The organism is Pseudomonas sp. ACN8 (assembly GCF_002303925.1).
In the GTDB taxonomy this organism is placed as follows: Bacteria; Pseudomonadota; Gammaproteobacteria; order Pseudomonadales; family Pseudomonadaceae; genus Aquipseudomonas.
Genome location: NZ_MRCS01000057.1, coordinates 1 through 13,839, shown reverse-complemented (window position 1 = coordinate 13,839; position 13,839 = coordinate 1). Strand labels below are relative to the sequence as shown.

At 59.6% G+C, this 13,839-nt stretch carries 16 protein-coding genes; 6 read left to right on the top strand and 10 right to left on the bottom strand.

Annotation, left to right across the window (positions count from 1 at the left end):
• Nucleotides 1–24: 24 nt before the first annotated feature.
• The 5 genes from BSF44_RS25270 to BSF44_RS25250 all read right to left on the bottom strand — a co-directional run bounded on the left by BSF44_RS25270 (nucleotide 25) and on the right by BSF44_RS25250 (nucleotide 3,410).
• On the bottom strand, nucleotides 25–597 hold the full coding sequence (locus BSF44_RS25270) for a DUF6162 family protein (RefSeq protein WP_095945827.1): 573 nt from the start codon (nucleotides 595–597) through the stop codon (nucleotides 25–27).
• The gene (locus BSF44_RS25265) at nucleotides 594–923 is read right to left on the bottom strand and encodes a hypothetical protein (protein ID WP_095945826.1); all 330 of its coding nucleotides are present in this window, start codon (nucleotides 921–923) and stop codon (nucleotides 594–596) included. Before BSF44_RS25265 ends, BSF44_RS25270 begins: the two co-directional genes overlap by 4 nt.
• Nucleotides 920–1,462: a thiamine pyrophosphate-binding protein gene (locus BSF44_RS25260; RefSeq protein ID WP_095945825.1), complete on the bottom strand. Its 543-nt coding sequence runs from the start codon at nucleotides 1,460–1,462 to the stop codon at nucleotides 920–922. The genes BSF44_RS25265 and BSF44_RS25260 overlap by 4 nt, the downstream gene beginning before the upstream one ends.
• A complete protein-coding gene (locus BSF44_RS25255; protein ID WP_095945824.1) occupies nucleotides 1,459–2,661 on the bottom strand; it encodes a PepSY domain-containing protein in 1,203 nt (400 codons plus the stop codon). The genes BSF44_RS25260 and BSF44_RS25255 overlap by 4 nt, the downstream gene beginning before the upstream one ends.
• Nucleotides 2,662–2,951: 290 nt before the next feature.
• Nucleotides 2,952–3,410 carry a VOC family protein gene (locus tag BSF44_RS25250; RefSeq protein ID WP_095945823.1) on the bottom strand — a complete coding sequence of 153 codons (459 nt, stop codon included), beginning with the start codon at nucleotides 3,408–3,410 and terminating at the stop codon, nucleotides 2,952–2,954.
• A 282-nt stretch (nucleotides 3,411–3,692) separates the two neighbouring features.
• Here BSF44_RS25250 and BSF44_RS25245 point away from each other — a divergent pair, with 282 nt between their 5' ends.
• The 4 genes from BSF44_RS25245 (at nucleotide 3,693) to BSF44_RS25230 (ending at nucleotide 7,916) form a co-directional block, all read left to right on the top strand.
• A complete protein-coding gene (locus tag BSF44_RS25245; protein ID WP_008054245.1) occupies nucleotides 3,693–3,962 on the top strand; it encodes a hypothetical protein in 270 nt (89 codons plus the stop codon).
• A gap of 101 nt (nucleotides 3,963–4,063) precedes the next feature.
• Nucleotides 4,064–4,678: a LysE family translocator gene (locus BSF44_RS25240; protein WP_007993943.1), complete on the top strand. Its 615-nt coding sequence runs from the start codon at nucleotides 4,064–4,066 to the stop codon at nucleotides 4,676–4,678.
• Nucleotides 4,679–4,884: 206 nt separating this feature from the next.
• Nucleotides 4,885–6,042, top strand: a complete 1,158-nt coding sequence (locus BSF44_RS25235) for a cysteine desulfurase family protein (RefSeq protein WP_095945822.1) — start codon at nucleotides 4,885–4,887, stop codon at nucleotides 6,040–6,042.
• Nucleotides 6,043–6,107: 65 nt separating this feature from the next.
• On the top strand, nucleotides 6,108–7,916 hold the full coding sequence (locus tag BSF44_RS25230; protein WP_095945821.1) for an aminopeptidase P family protein: 1,809 nt from the start codon (nucleotides 6,108–6,110) through the stop codon (nucleotides 7,914–7,916).
• Here BSF44_RS25230 and BSF44_RS25225 read toward each other — a convergent pair.
• A complete protein-coding gene (locus tag BSF44_RS25225; RefSeq protein ID WP_172435398.1) occupies nucleotides 7,909–8,826 on the bottom strand; it encodes a LysR family transcriptional regulator in 918 nt (305 codons plus the stop codon). The genes BSF44_RS25230 and BSF44_RS25225 overlap by 8 nt on opposite strands.
• Nucleotides 8,827–8,928: 102 nt before the next feature.
• Between BSF44_RS25225 and BSF44_RS25220 the strand changes: the two genes are divergently transcribed.
• Nucleotides 8,929–9,927 (top strand): zinc-dependent alcohol dehydrogenase family protein, encoded by a 999-nt coding sequence (locus BSF44_RS25220; RefSeq protein ID WP_095945842.1) that lies wholly within the window; start codon nucleotides 8,929–8,931, stop codon nucleotides 9,925–9,927.
• On the opposite strand, the gene BSF44_RS25215 is transcribed toward BSF44_RS25220, so the two are convergent.
• Together BSF44_RS25215 and BSF44_RS25210 are read right to left on the bottom strand one after the other, a co-directional pair.
• Nucleotides 9,924–10,514, bottom strand: coding sequence for a 2-hydroxychromene-2-carboxylate isomerase (locus BSF44_RS25215; protein ID WP_095945819.1), 591 nt, complete (start codon nucleotides 10,512–10,514; stop codon nucleotides 9,924–9,926). The two genes, BSF44_RS25220 and BSF44_RS25215, sit on opposite strands and share 4 nt — an antisense overlap.
• 36 nt (nucleotides 10,515–10,550) lie before the next feature.
• Entirely contained in the window at nucleotides 10,551–11,279 is a 729-nt protein-coding gene (locus BSF44_RS25210) for an SDR family oxidoreductase (RefSeq protein WP_095945818.1), read from the bottom strand.
• A 93-nt stretch (nucleotides 11,280–11,372) separates the two neighbouring features.
• Between BSF44_RS25210 and BSF44_RS25205 the strand changes: the two genes are divergently transcribed.
• Nucleotides 11,373–11,933, top strand: a complete 561-nt coding sequence (locus tag BSF44_RS25205; RefSeq protein ID WP_095945817.1) for a TetR/AcrR family transcriptional regulator — start codon at nucleotides 11,373–11,375, stop codon at nucleotides 11,931–11,933.
• A 14-nt stretch (nucleotides 11,934–11,947) separates the two neighbouring features.
• On the opposite strand, the gene BSF44_RS25200 is transcribed toward BSF44_RS25205, so the two are convergent.
• Nucleotides 11,948–12,229, bottom strand: coding sequence for a hypothetical protein (locus tag BSF44_RS25200; RefSeq protein ID WP_095945816.1), 282 nt, complete (start codon nucleotides 12,227–12,229; stop codon nucleotides 11,948–11,950).
• A gap of 169 nt (nucleotides 12,230–12,398) precedes the next feature.
• Nucleotides 12,399–13,286, bottom strand: coding sequence for a threonine/homoserine exporter RhtA (gene rhtA, locus BSF44_RS25195; protein WP_095945815.1), 888 nt, complete (start codon nucleotides 13,284–13,286; stop codon nucleotides 12,399–12,401).
• Between the last annotated feature and the right edge of the window lie 553 nt (nucleotides 13,287–13,839).

The following is a 13,839-nucleotide window of genomic DNA, read 5'->3' as shown; positions in this document are numbered from 1 at the left end:
CTTCTCTCGGAAAAAGGCGAGGGTTCAGTGCCGGTGCTGGCGGGTCACGCCGGCATCGAATTGCGCGATGACCTGCTGCCAGCCGGCGCTTTCGAGCGCGGCGTCGCTGAGGTCGGCCGGTGCCGTGAGCGTGCTGGCGCGGTTGAGCCAGATGTCCGGTGCATCATTGGCTGCAGCCAGGCGCATCAGGAAAGAACCGGCGACCGTCGGTGTCTGGCTCTGGCCGAAATAGGCCTTGGCGTCGAGCAATTGCCAGGCATGGCCGCCCCGGCTGACGGAGCTGGCGTCCCGGGCAAACGGCGCAAACCCTTCCTCGGCCAGCGCCTCGGGTGTCGGCAGCGCTTGCTGTTCCTGGAGCAGCAAATGGATCTCGTCCAGCGTCACCCGCAGATCGGCGTAGATACCTTGCTCGGATGCACTGAGGTCACGGCGCGCATCCAGTTGATGGCTGCTGACGCTGCTCACCTCATGGGATTCACCGCGCCAGAGCACAATGGTACCTGCGACCGCCAGGATCATCAGGCACAGCAGCAGAACGTAGAGGGTTTCGTGACCGGCACCGGCCGGGCGCACGACTTGGGTCGTTGGAGTGCTCATGGCGCCTCGATGTCCGCCTGGTCGATTTCCACGACATGACCGGGGCCGGCATCGAACAGCACATAGAACTCGGCGCCGGGCTTCTTGAAGGTCAGGGACGAATCAGGCCCGAGCTTGCCCGGCACCAGAATGGTTTCGTCGTAGCCGATCACATCGAGGGTCACGCCCGGCGCGCCGCTGCCGTCGGAAAAACCGCCGGTGCACTTGATTTGTTCGGCGTCGATGGCCTTGCATTCGCACATCGGGTTGTGGGCCAGGGCGCTGGCACTGAAACCGGCGCAGAGCACCAGCAACAGGGGGTTGAGCGAGCGAATAGGGTTGATCATGGTTTGCCTCCTTGTTTGTTCAACCAGGCGATGGTGGCGGGGGAGGCCTGGCTCAAAGGAATGGATGCCTGATGCATGGCGCCGTCCCAGCCTTCCATGGTGATCCACAGTTCGGCATCGGCCGTGGTCTTTTCCGGGACGGGCAGCGAAGCGCCCATGCGGTACGGGGCGCCGAAGAAAATCACCCCGGCGGCGCGCAGGCTGCGGGGCTTGCCGATGCGCAGGTAAGTGGCCTTGACCTGGTCGATACAGGCCTCGCACAGCGCGGCGTTGAAACCCTTCATGAAGCCGGCGGGGCCTTCGAGCATCGGGGCTGAGTTGCGCAATTCCGCCAGGCGCAGGCTCCAGGGGCCGACCCGGACTTCGCCGACTTCCCGTTCGCCAAGGCCACTGTCGCCGCGCATCAATGCCTCGTCGGCGAAGTACTTGGGCATGAAACCGAGTGGGATCAGCAGCAACAGGACGTTCAGGTGAAAGCGCCATCTGTGCCAGAACACATTCAGGCGCGAGGGTTGCGGGGCCGCAATGTCTTGGCTCACAGGTCGACCTCTGACACTTCGTGGTTCGTGGCCGCTTGCGCCGCGGTGTCGCGCTGTTTCTTGCTACTGCGTTTGAAGGCATTGGCGGTGGCCAGCGCCGTGCGCTTGGTCCAGATCAGCAGACCGCTGAGCACCATCATGCTCAGCAGCAGGCCGAAGAACGCCCAGATCAGCTTGATCCACAGTCCGCCGAAATCGCCGGTGTGCAGCGGGCGCATGGATTCGGTGACGAACTCCAGGGGCGAACGGTCCGAAATCAGGCGCGAGGCGGCGATTTCGCCGTTGTACGGGTTGATCGTGGCGGTCTGGAACATCAATGGATACCAACCGCGTCCGCCGACATCCAAGTGGCTGTAGGCATTGCCCGGCAGGCTGACGAAACTGGCTTCCAGCCCGGAAATTTTCTGTGTGGCGATTTCAACCGCGCGGTCGAGGTCGATACGCGGCGGGGGCGAGCCATTGGGCGACAGCGGCACCGCTTCGCGGGACATCGCCGGGATGATCTTTTCCGTGGAAATGGAAATCTGGTTGTCGGACAGCACTGCCTGGATCAGGAACCAGGTGCCGGTGACGGAAATCACCGCGATGAACCAGATCGACCAGATGCCGCTCAAGCGATGAAAGTCGCCCCAGAAAATCCGCGCGCCGTGGCGAAGGCGCAGGGTCGGACGGAAGAAGCCTTTCCAGAAGCGTTTGTAGACCACCAGCCCGGTGATCAGCGAAGCCAGCAAGGGCAAACCGAGAAACGACACCAGGTACCAGCCCCAACTGTAACCATTGGTGAACGGCACCAGCCACCAAGCGTGCAGCGCGCGGGTGAAGGCGCGGAAGTTGAACTCCGGTGCGACACCCTGGATCACGCCGCTGTACGGATTGACATAAATCACCACAGAGCGCCCGTCGGGGTAGCTGACTTCGACATCCAGGGCGAAGTGCGATTCGTCGGGGCGACTGATGCTCTGCACCACGGTCTGCGGCTCGGCCCTGTTGATGGCCTCGATGACCTGCTGGTAGCTGAGCAGCGGAGCATCGTCCGAGGGTTGGCTGGCGCGCATTGGCGGGTTGGCCAGCCAGACGATCTCCTGGCTGATGACGGCCAGGGTTCCGGTTACACAGACGATCAGCACAAAAAACCAGATCGGCAATGCCAGCCAGCTATGGACCAGGAACCAGATTTTTGAACGGGACTTCTTTGACATGTTGGAGGTCTTGGCTAGATGAGACGCAACTCGGCTACGGGCTTCGCAGGGCTGAGCGCGCTGAAGGTCCAGTCGTGGCTTTTGCCTACGCGAAAGGACTGCATCTATGTAGGACGGATGAGCAGGGGAAATCCCGAAAGGGGAAATGAAAGAAAATGTTTCTCATTGCCGACAGGTCAGGGGCGGGCATGCTTGCGCAAGTGATTGGCAAGTCGGCGGTGCTGTTGAAGGCGGTGCCCCTTGTGGGAGCGAGCCTGCTCGCGAAGAGGCCCGCTCCGACACCAACAATTTTAACCTTGCTGAAACATCTCCTTCGCCCGTTGCTCGATCTGTTCCTGAGTCAGGTCTTCCTTGTGCGTGGCCAGGAACCACAGGTGCCCGTAGGGATCTTTCAAGGTGCCCGAACGGTCACCGTAAAACTGATCCTTGACCTCCGATACAACGGTTGCGCCGGCATCGATCGCCTGTTTGTAGGACTTGTCGACATCCGACACGTACAAATGCAGACCCACGGACGGTGAATTGTCCGGGTTGCTCAGCGGCCCTTGATCGCACGGTGTGCCGAGCATGATCGGGCAATCGCCGATGCGCAGTTCGGCGTGGCCGACACCGCCATCGGGCATGTCCAGACGCATGATTTCAATGGCGCCGAAGGCTTTTTTGTAGAAGGCGATGGCTTCGGCGGCTTTTTTGATGCCCAGATAGGGGGTGACGCTGTGATACCCCTCTGGAATGGGTTTGACGCTCATGATGGATCTCCCTGTTCCGGATGTGTGAATAGAAGTACCTCTGCCGTTATACGACCGAATAAATATAGGTCAGCCTCTTTCGCTTCACCGAGTGCCCGACGAGCAGCAATGCCATTCAACTGCCATCAGCTCCAACCCGTGCGTCTCCAGCCCGCGTTCCCCGGCACATCGACAATGATCGCCATTTCTTGATAGCCACTATTGAAAGCGTTGATTTCTGCTGCCCGGGAGGCGCGGGTAGCCTGTGTTCATTGCCTCGAACCCAGTCGCCAGGACGCCAAAATGAAACCGATGATTGCTACTTTGCTGATGCTCGCCGTCTCCGTACTCGCCGGATGTGCCAGCCATGTTTCCCCTGAACTTCGGCCTTACACGGCTGAAGAAAGCAAGGAACTGGCACTGGAAGCGCTGAACCGCCGCGGCCTGTCCTTCGACGAATACCACGCTAAAAAAGCCGAACTGCTTGGCCAGCCGCAAAAGTCGTTCAACTTCGACAACCAGGGTGAAATGAACGCTGGGCGATCTGTACAGCTGCACGGCCGTCCAAGCTGAGGCGAAACTGTACTGCTCCAAGTTTCGCGTAACTGTCCATGGGTTTCGCTCTGGGTGTGCGATAGGGTCAACACCTGACCGACCCTGACGGACTGCCACCCATGACGCTCTCTCTTGACCTGCTGCTGGGCTTCGCCCTGTTTGCACTCGTTACTTCAATCACCCCCGGCCCGAACAACACCATGTTGCTGGCATCCGGGGTGAACTTCGGCTTCAACCGCACGATTCCGCACATGCTCGGCATCACTTGTGGCTTCTTCGTACTGGTGGTGGCGGTCGGTTTTGGCCTTGGCGCGGTGTTCCAGACTTACCCTTTGCTCTACACGGTGCTGCGTTATGTGGGGGCGGCGTATTTGCTGTACCTGGCGTGGAAAATCGCCCATTCCGGGCCCATGTCGGAGAGTCAGCAGGGCGAGGCGAAACCGATCAGCTATCTGGGCGCCGCCGCGTTCCAGTGGGTCAATCCCAAGGCCTGGATCATGGCCATTGGCGCTATCAGCACCTACACGCCGATGCAGGGTTACTTCACTAATGTGATCGTGATCGCGGCCGTCTTTGCGATCATCAACCTGCCGAGTGTCGGTGTCTGGGCCGCTTGCGGCACGCTGTTGCGCAACGTTCTGAAGGATCGCCGCTGGCTGCGTCTGTTCAATTGGGGCATGGCCGCGTTGCTCGTGGGCTCGCTGTATCCGCTGTTGCTCGAAAGCTTTAGCTGATGCATTGCTTCAACCGGTTGCCCGATGCCTGTTAAGCTGACTTTTCAGGAGCGTTCCTACGCACTTTTAAATGAAGTAATTCTTCTTTAACGGCATCCGATCAGGTATTGGTAGCGTTCTGAAAACAGCGCGCAGCTCACAAGGCTGCGCTTTGCCGTTTGCAGTCACGCGCTTCCTGATCCCGGAACACGCTCTGCGAGTCTTATATGAATAAACGTCCGTTGTATTTCGATTACGCCGCCACCACGCCGGTGGATGAGCGGGTCATCAAGGTAATGGTCGAGTGTCTGGGCTTTACCGGCAACTTCGGCAACCCGGCCTCCAGCTCCCACGTCTTCGGCCAGCAGGCCCGGCAATCGGTCGAACAGGCGCGACGCCAGGTCGCCGAACTGGTCGGCGCGACGCCCGGGCAGATCGTCTGGACCTCCGGCGCCACCGAATCCAACAACCTTGCGCTCAAAGGCGTGACCCAGGCCCGCGGCACTGGCGGCGGCCATATCATCACCAGCCAGATCGAACACAAGGCCATTCTCGATACTGCGAAGCAACTGCAGGAAGCCGGTGTCGCGGTGACTTATCTGGTGCCGGACGCCGAGGGCCTGATCACTGTGCAAGCGGTCAGCGAAGCCATGCGCGAGGACACCTTCCTGGTGTCGCTGATGCTGGTCAACAACGAACTGGGCACCCTCAACGATATTCCCGCCATCGGTCAGGTCGTGCGTGATCGCGGGGCGTTGTTTCATGTCGACGCCGCACAGGGCGCGGGCAAAGTGGCGATCGACCTCGCGCAGTGGCCCGTGGACCTGATGTCGTTTTCCGCGCACAAGCTCTATGGCCCCAAAGGCATCGGCGCGTTGTACGTCGGTCCGCGAGTACAACAGCGTTTGCAGGCGCAGATCCATGGCGGCGGGCATGAGGGCGGTTTGCGTTCCGGCACGCTGGCGACCCATCAGATCGTGGCCATGGGCGCGGCCTTTGCACTGGCGGCGGCTGCGTTCGATGAAGAGAAAGCCACTATCGTGCGTTTGCGTGAACGCTTGCTTGAGCAATTGCAGTGTGTTCCCGGCGTGCACCTGAACGGCAGCCCGACCCGGTGCATTCCCCATACCCTGAGCCTGACCTTCAGCGAAGGCGAGTTCAACCCGGCGGCGTTGCTGGCCTCGATCGCGTTTTCCGCGACCTCGGCCTGCAATTCCGCGAGCAATACCCCATCCCATGTACTGCTGGCCCTGGGGCACGATGCCCGCTCGGCCGGCCGCACCATCCGCTTGAGCCTCGGGCGTTTCACCACCGAGCAGGACATCGACCAGGCGGTTCAACTGATCAAGGCAGCCTGCGCCAGTGCTCCGGCATTCTGGCAATAGGGCGACGAAGCGCCGACGTTGATCGGCACTCAACAATAATGAACAAGTGATTAGCAGGAGACACGATGAATACGCAGCTTTCGATCACTGGATCGGTGCCCCAGCGCCTGGCGCAAACCCGCGAACTGATGAGCCGGGAGGGCATTCACGCCTTGCTGGTGCCGTCGGCCGATCCGCACCTGTCCGAATACCTGCCGGGCTATTGGCAAGGGCGCCAGTGGTTGTCGGGTTTCCATGGTTCAGTCGGCACCCTGATCGTGACCCCGGACTTTGCCGGCGTCTGGGCCGATAGCCGTTATTGGGAGCAGGCGACCAAGGAGCTCAAGGGCAGCGGCATTGATCTGGTCAAGCTGCAACCGGGTCAACCCGGGCCACTGGAATGGCTGGCCGAGCAAACCCCCGAGGGCGGCGTTGTCGCGGTCGATGGCGCGGTCATGGCCGTGGCATCGGCACGGACCCTGGGCGGCAAACTTGAAGAACGTGGCGCCCGCCTGCGCACCGACATCGACCTGTTGAGCGGCGTCTGGAGCGATCGCCCGGGCCTGCCGAACGAACCGATCTATCAGCACCTGCCGCCACAGGCGACCGTCAGCCGTGGGGAAAAACTCGCCAAACTGCGTGAAACCCTTCAGGCGCGAGGTGCCGACTGGCATTTCATCGCCACCCTGGATGACATCGCCTGGCTGTTCAACCTGCGTGGCGGCGACGTGTCGTTCAACCCTGTGTTTGTTTCTTTCGCCTTGATCAATCAGCAACAGGCCACGCTGTTTGTCGCCTTGAGCAAAGTCAGTGCCGAGCTGCGCGTCATCCTCGAACAGGACGGCGTGACCTTACGCGATTACAGCGAGGTCGCCGCCGCACTGCGCGCCGTGCCGAGCGGTGCGAGCCTGCAGGTCGACCCGGCGCGGGTCACGGCGGGGTTGCTGGATAACCTCGACAGCGGGGTGAAGCTGATCGAAGGCCTGAACCCGACCACCCTGGCCAAATCGCAAAAAAGCCTGGCCGATGCCGAACACATCCGTCAGGCCATGGAACAGGACGGCGCAGCGCTGTGCGAATTCTTCGCCTGGCTGGACTCGGCACTGGGGCGCGAGCGCATCACCGAACTGACCATCGACGAAAAACTCACCGCCGCCCGTGAGCGTCGTCCGGATTATGTGTCGCTGAGTTTCAACACCATCGCCGCGTTCAACGCCAATGGCGCGATGCCGCACTACCATGCCACCGAAGAAGAGCACGCGGTGATCGAAGGGGACGGCCTGCTGCTAATCGACTCCGGCGGCCAGTACCTGGGCGGCACCACCGACATCACGCGGATGGTTGCGGTGGGCACACCGACCGATGAGCAAAAGCGCGATTGCACCCGCGTGCTCAAGGGCGTGATTGCCTTGTCCCGCGCGCAGTTCCCGAAAGGCATCCTGTCGCCGCTGCTCGATGCCATCGCCCGTGCGCCCATCTGGGCGGAAAGTGTCGACTACGGTCACGGCACGGGTCATGGCGTCGGCTATTTCCTGAACGTCCACGAAGGTCCGCAAGTCATCGCTTATCAGGCCGCACCTGCACCGCAAACCGCGATGCAACCGGGCATGATCACGTCCATTGAACCGGGCACCTATCGTCCGGGTCGTTGGGGGGTGCGGATCGAAAACCTGGCGATGAACCGTGAGGCAGGCAAAAGCGAATTTGGCGAGTTCCTCAAGTTCGAAACCCTGACCCTGTGCCCGATCGATACGCGCTGCCTGGAAACTTCGCTGCTGTCGGACGAGGAAAAACAGTGGTTCAACGCCTACCACGCTGAAGTGCGCGAGCGCCTGAGTCCGTTGGTCGAAGGTGCCGCGCTGGAGTGGCTGAATACCCGTACTGCGGCTATCTGATGTGAAGCTCAGGTGCTTTTTCCAGCGCTTGAGCCATGTAGTCGACAAAGGCTTTGACCCTGGCGGATTGGCGACGATTCGCCGGGGATACGGCATAAATTGGCAGCGACAACGTACTGTAGTCCTGCAAAATCGCGCTCACCCGGCCGGCGCTCAGATCTTCGCTGAATAGCCACACCGGTGACAACGCAATCCCCAATCCCCCCAGCACCATTTCGCGGATCGCCTCGGAATTGTTGCTCTGCGCATTGCCCTTGATCCGCACTTCGTGGCGTTGGGCGTCTTTTGTGTACAGCCACAGGTTTTGACTGCTCAGCAGGTTGAACATCAGGCAGTTGTGCCTGCCCAGTTCCTGCGGTGTTTGCGGTTGGCCGTTTTGCCTGAGGTAGTCAGGTGAAGCGACGGTTACCCGGTGGGTCGTGCCGACAAGGCGAGCGATCAGGCCACTGTCGTTCAGGGCTCCGATCCTGAAAGTCACGTCCAGCCCTTCGCTGACCAGATCCTGGTTTTGATCGCTCAGTTGCAGGTCTATCTGTACGTCAGGGTAGTGTCTGAGAAAGTCCGGCAGGCGGGGGGCGATCTGCAAACGTCCGAAACTGACCGACGAGCCGACTTTCAACGGTCCGGCGACCTTTTCCCGACCGGATTGAAAGCTATGTTCCGCCGCATCCACGGCGGCGAGGATGCGGCGGCATTCGTTGTAGTACCGCCGACCTTCGTCCGTCAGGGACAACTTGCGGGTACTGCGGCTAATCAGCTTTCCGCCCAATCGGGTTTCCAGTGCTTGCAACACTTTGCTGATGGTCGGCTGGCTGGTCTGCAACTCCCGGGCTACAGCGGAAAAACTGCCCCGTTCGACCACCCGCACGAAAATCGCCATTGCATTGAGTTTGTCCACGGGATCGCTCATTGATGCTGTAGTGGAATGGTCACTATAGCGATATAGCGTCTTATCGGCATGAATTGAGCGAGGCAAGATGGTCCACATCCACTTCTGATGGGGCATGGCGAAATGACTGACTCACTGAATATGCGCGCTCTGATGGTCGACTCGGCCAATGCGCCGTTACGTTTGGTTTCCATTGCACGGCCCGTGCCGCAGGCGGGGCAGGTATTGGTCAGGATCAAGGCCAGCGGTGTCAATCCGCTGGACGGCAAAATCCGCTCCGGGCAGGCGGCCCATGCGGCTCAACCATTGCCGGCGATAGTGGGGATGGATCTGGCCGGAACCGTGGAGGCGTTGGGGGAGGGTGTCAGTGGCTGGTTGCCGGGGGACGAGGTGTATGCCATGGCCACCGGTATTGGCGGTATTCAAGGTTCGTTGGCCGAATACGCGACGGTCGATGCGCGACTGTTGGCTCACAAGCCGCACAATTTGAGCATGCGGGAGGCTGCCGGATTGCCGCTGGTGCTTATTACGGCTTGGGAAGGCCTGGTGGACCGGGCGCGCGTTCGATCCGGGCAGACGGTATTGATTCATGGCGGCGCCGGTGGCGTTGGCCATGTCGCGGTGCAAATCGCCCGCGCTTTTGGCGCAGAAGTTTTTGCCACGGGTTCTGCCGGGCAGCAGTCGATTATCGAAGGGTTCGGCGCGACCTTTATCGATTACCGCAAGTCTTCGGTTGAAGATTATGTGGCTGAGCATACGGCCGGTGAGGGCTTCGACATTGTCTATGACACAGTAGGGGGGGAAACGCTGGATGCGTCATTCAAGGCGGCACGGATGTATCACGGTCATGTGCTCAGTTGCCTGGGGTGGGGGCAGCACAGCCTGGCACCGCTTTCCTTTCGCGGGGCGACTTACTCCGGTGTCTTCACTTTGCTGCCGCTCCTGACCGGCAAGGGGCGTGAGCATCACGGCGAGATTCTGCACGAGGCGGCGCAGTTGATTGAAGCGGGCAAGCTCGCGCCATTGCTTGACCCGCACTCGTTCACGTTGGAATCGGCAGAAGCCGCCCATGTACTGCTCTTGTCAGGAGCGGCAAAGGGGCGGTTGGTGGTCGAGATTTAACTCAGGGCCTCGAGCACGAAGTCCAGTCGATCCTGGCCGAAGTACAGCTGGTTATCGACAAACATGCTTGGCACGCCGAATACGCCGCGCTGCACTGCTTTCTCGGTGTTGTCCTTGAGCGTTGCCTTGACTGTTTCGTCGGCGGTCAGTGCCAGCACCTCATTGGGATCGAAACCGTTGTCGCTCAGCACCGCCGCCACGGTTGCCGGGTCATTGAGGTTGCGGCCGTCGACCCATAGGGCCTTGAACAGGCAGTCAATGAAGGCAAAAAAACGCTCGGGTTGGTGCAACTGAATGCCGGTCACGGCACGCATCAGCACGAGAGTGTTGATCGGGAAGTGCGGATTGAACTTCAGTGGCACGTCATAGCGCCGGGCAAAACGGTCCAGGTCCTGAATCATGTGGCGACCCTTGGCCGGAATGGTCGCCGGGGAGGCGTTGCCGGTGGCCTTGAACACACCGCCGAGCAGGATCGGGATGTAGATCAGCTGGCTGTCGGTTTGCTCGCAGATTGCAGGTAACTGGGTATAGGCCAGGTAGGTGGTGGGGCTGCCCAGGTCAAAAAGGAATTCCACGGTTTTGCTCATGTTCGGTGCGCTCTGCTTATTGTTGTAGGGGAGGGCTTACCAGCGTTCGCTCCAGGGGCGCAGGTCCAGTTCGAAAGTCCAGGCGTCGCGGGGCTGGCTGTGCAGGTACCAGTAATTCTCGGCAATGTGTTCGGGGTTGAGGATGCCGTCCTGATCCTTGGTCGCGTATTTCTCGGGGAAGCTGTCACGGATGAAGTCGGTATCGATGGCGCCGTCGACGACGACATGGGCAACGTGAATATTCATCGGTCCGAGCTCTCGGGCCATGCTTTGCGCCAGTGCACGAATGCCGTGCTTGGCACCGGCAAATGCGGCGAACCCGGCTGCGCCACGCAGGCCTGCAGTGGCACCTGTGAACAGGATTGTGCCCTGCTGGCGCTTGGCCATGCGTATGGCCACTTCCCGCGCATTGAGAAACCCCGAGAAGCAGGCCATTTCCCAGATCTTGAAATACTTGCGGGCGGTTTCTTCGAGAATGCTGCACGGCACGTTGGCGCCGATGTTGAACACGAATGCCTCGATGGGGCCGACCTCGCTTTCGATCTGCTCGACCAGTGCCACCACATCGTCTTCCTTGCGGGCGTCGCAGGCGAAACCGTGTGCCTCGCCACCATCGGCCTTGATGGCATCCACCAGTGGCTGGAGCTTGTCCGCACTGCGGCGGGTGACGCAGGCGACAAAACCCTCTTGGGCAAAACGCTTGGCAATGGCGCCGCCCGTGGCATCACCTGCACCGACGACCAGTACGACCTTCTTGTTATTCATGGGTAGATCCATTTTGGTAAACGATCGTTAACTAAACGAACGTTATGCTATGATTCGACAGACGTCAAGGTGAGCAATCCAGGGGGAAGGACAATGCGTTATTCGGCCAGTCACAAGCTGGAAACCAGGCAAAGGCTGCTGGAAAGCAGTGCGGTATCGGCCAAGAAGTCCGGATTTTCAACGGTAGGCGTGGACGGCCTGATGAAAGCGATTGGCTTGAGTGGCGGCGCCTTCTATAGCCACTTCTCGTCGAAAGACGAGTTGTTCGCCAGCATTGTCGAACGTGAGTTGGGACAAAGCCTGACGCGACTGGGGGAGGGGCAGGACCGTGACAAGCTTGAGCGCTGCTTGAAGCAGTACCTGAGTATGTCTCATGTCGAGAATCCGGAAACCGGATGTGCATTGCCGGCATTGGGGGCGGAAATTGCCCGTTCCGACCTGACTGTCCGCCAACAAGCGGAGCTCTGGATTTGTCGGCTTCAGGAACGTTGGGCGGGTGTTCTGCAAAGCGACAGCCTGGCGTGGGCGATTCTGTCGCAATGTATTGGCGCGCTGGTCGTGGCGCGCATGCTGGCTAGCCCGGATATCCAGCGCACAGTGCTGAAGTCCAGCTACGAGGAAATCGGCCGTCAGATCGCAAGTCCGAGAACCTGACGCGACGACCCTGCCTATTTGCAGATGACGATCATGCTGCGGCTGGTATAGCCAGCAGGATTGAGGCCAAACGGGTAATCGCCGGGCTCTTCCACGGCATCCCCCGACTTGGCGATGACCTTGTATCCCTTGGGGGCGCAGGAATTGGCGGCGCTGGCGTAGCACTTGTCCCAGGATGAAGATAATCCGGAACAGTTGATGTGTAGCCCTTTCTTGCCGTGCTTGATCTGTGTTTCCGAGGTCGCTGCGCAGCCTGCAATTGCAAGTACGGCGACCAGTATCAAAAATCGGTTCATTACTGTCCTTATAGCGTCCCCGGATCTTGTGCCCGGGTCTGGCTGCATTCGCTTTTGCTTGACGCGTACCGATATCCCTATCTGAAATGGTCCATGGCATGACTCTGGGGTGCGGGGCTAAACATGGCCTAATTGAGCGGCAAATACCAGAGCCGTGTCATATCCGCTTTCAATCTGCCGCTACTGCTGGTCTGGCGGCTGAGCTCATGGTCATGGTGGCACCGACGGATGCCAAAATGATGCACATGATGGCCATCCATTGTGACAGCGAGAGGTACTCATGAAGGAACAGCAAGCCGGATAGCGCGCCGAAGGCTGGCTCGATACTCATCAGGGTGCCGAAGGTCCTGGCCGGCATGCGGGTCAGCGCGACCATCTCCAGGGTGTAGGGGAGGGCGGTGGACAGGATGGCGACGCCCAGGGCCACAGGAATCAATGACGGGGTCAATAGAGCGGAACCGGCATGGACAATACCGATAGGGGCTACGAAGAGCGCCGCGATCATTACCCCGAGTGCGGCGGTTTGCACGCCATTGTCGGCCCCCGCTTTTTGACCGAACAAAATGTACAGTGCCCAGCAGACCCCTGCACCCAAGGCATAACCGGCGCCTACCAGATCAATGCCGGCGGTCGCCTCTCCCGTCGGTATCAGTAACAGTAAGCCGGCGGCTGCCAGGGCGATCCACAAAAAGTCGATCGCACGACGCGAGGCGTAGATTGCCACCGCCAGTGGGCCGGTGAATTCAAGCGCCACTGCGATACCCAGCGGGACAGTTTGCAATGACATATAGAAGAGGAAGTTCATGCCGCCCAGCGCCATGCCGTAGACGATGACGGTGCGCAGGGATTTTGCCGTGAGTTTTGCCCGCCATGGACGCAGTATCAGCATCATGATCACGCTGGCAAAAATCAGTCGTAATGTTGTCGTCCCCTGAGGGCCGACAACGGAGAACATGCTTTTGGCCAGGGAGGCTCCGGACTGGATCGACGCCATGGCTATGAGCAGCAGCCCAACCGAGAACAGAGTAGAGGCTAGACTGCGAGGCTGGTCATTCATTACGTGGCATCGTCCGAAATATAGGAATCAAGGGTATTTCTATTTGTGTTGGGCAATATACTGCGCATTCCATGCGGGCGCGTCTATATATACGCAGTGTTTTTGCACATATCGATAGAAACCCGAATCAGTGCTTGACGGCAGATTCTGGAGGCCTATAATTCGCCCCACTTCCGGCGCAGTCGAAACGAAAAACTCCTTGGTAAACAATGAGTTACGCAGTTTTCGGCAGCAGGTTGCTTCAGTTCATCGAAGCCGAAAGGGAGTTGAAAAAGAGGTGTTGACAGCAGCGTGTAACGCTGTAGAATTCGCCTCCCGCTGACGAGAGATCTGAAGCGCAAGTGGTTGAAGTTGTTAAGGATTTCCAAGCGAAACTTTGAAAGCTTCAAAAAATAATCACTTGACAGCAAATGAGGCTGCTGTAGAATGCGCGCCTCGGTTGAGACGAAAGATCTTAACCAACCGCTCTTTAACAACTGAATCAAGCAATTCGTGTGGGTGCTTGTGGAGTCAGACTGCTAGTCAACAGATTATCAGCATCACAAGTTACTCC

Coding starts and splice junctions, on each gene's coding strand:
- BSF44_RS25235 (WP_095945822.1), top strand. CDS start 4,885: ATGAATAAACGTCCGTTGTATTTCGATTACGCCGCCACCACGCCGGTG.
- BSF44_RS25230 (WP_095945821.1), top strand. CDS start 6,108: ATGAATACGCAGCTTTCGATCACTGGATCGGTGCCCCAGCGCCTGGCG.
- BSF44_RS25265 (WP_095945826.1), bottom strand. CDS start 923: ATGATCAACCCTATTCGCTCGCTCAACCCCCTGTTGCTGGTGCTCTGC.
- BSF44_RS25200 (WP_095945816.1), bottom strand. CDS start 12,229: ATGAACCGATTTTTGATACTGGTCGCCGTACTTGCAATTGCAGGCTGC.
- BSF44_RS25205 (WP_095945817.1), top strand. CDS start 11,373: ATGCGTTATTCGGCCAGTCACAAGCTGGAAACCAGGCAAAGGCTGCTG.
- BSF44_RS25255 (WP_095945824.1), bottom strand. CDS start 2,661: ATGTCAAAGAAGTCCCGTTCAAAAATCTGGTTCCTGGTCCATAGCTGG.
- BSF44_RS25220 (WP_095945842.1), top strand. CDS start 8,929: ATGACTGACTCACTGAATATGCGCGCTCTGATGGTCGACTCGGCCAAT.
- rhtA (WP_095945815.1), bottom strand. CDS start 13,286: ATGAATGACCAGCCTCGCAGTCTAGCCTCTACTCTGTTCTCGGTTGGG.
- BSF44_RS25245 (WP_008054245.1), top strand. CDS start 3,693: ATGAAACCGATGATTGCTACTTTGCTGATGCTCGCCGTCTCCGTACTC.
- BSF44_RS25270 (WP_095945827.1), bottom strand. CDS start 597: ATGAGCACTCCAACGACCCAAGTCGTGCGCCCGGCCGGTGCCGGTCAC.
- BSF44_RS25215 (WP_095945819.1), bottom strand. CDS start 10,514: ATGAGCAAAACCGTGGAATTCCTTTTTGACCTGGGCAGCCCCACCACC.
- BSF44_RS25225 (WP_172435398.1), bottom strand. CDS start 8,826: ATGAGCGATCCCGTGGACAAACTCAATGCAATGGCGATTTTCGTGCGG.
- BSF44_RS25250 (WP_095945823.1), bottom strand. CDS start 3,410: ATGAGCGTCAAACCCATTCCAGAGGGGTATCACAGCGTCACCCCCTAT.
- BSF44_RS25240 (WP_007993943.1), top strand. CDS start 4,064: ATGACGCTCTCTCTTGACCTGCTGCTGGGCTTCGCCCTGTTTGCACTC.
- BSF44_RS25210 (WP_095945818.1), bottom strand. CDS start 11,279: ATGAATAACAAGAAGGTCGTACTGGTCGTCGGTGCAGGTGATGCCACG.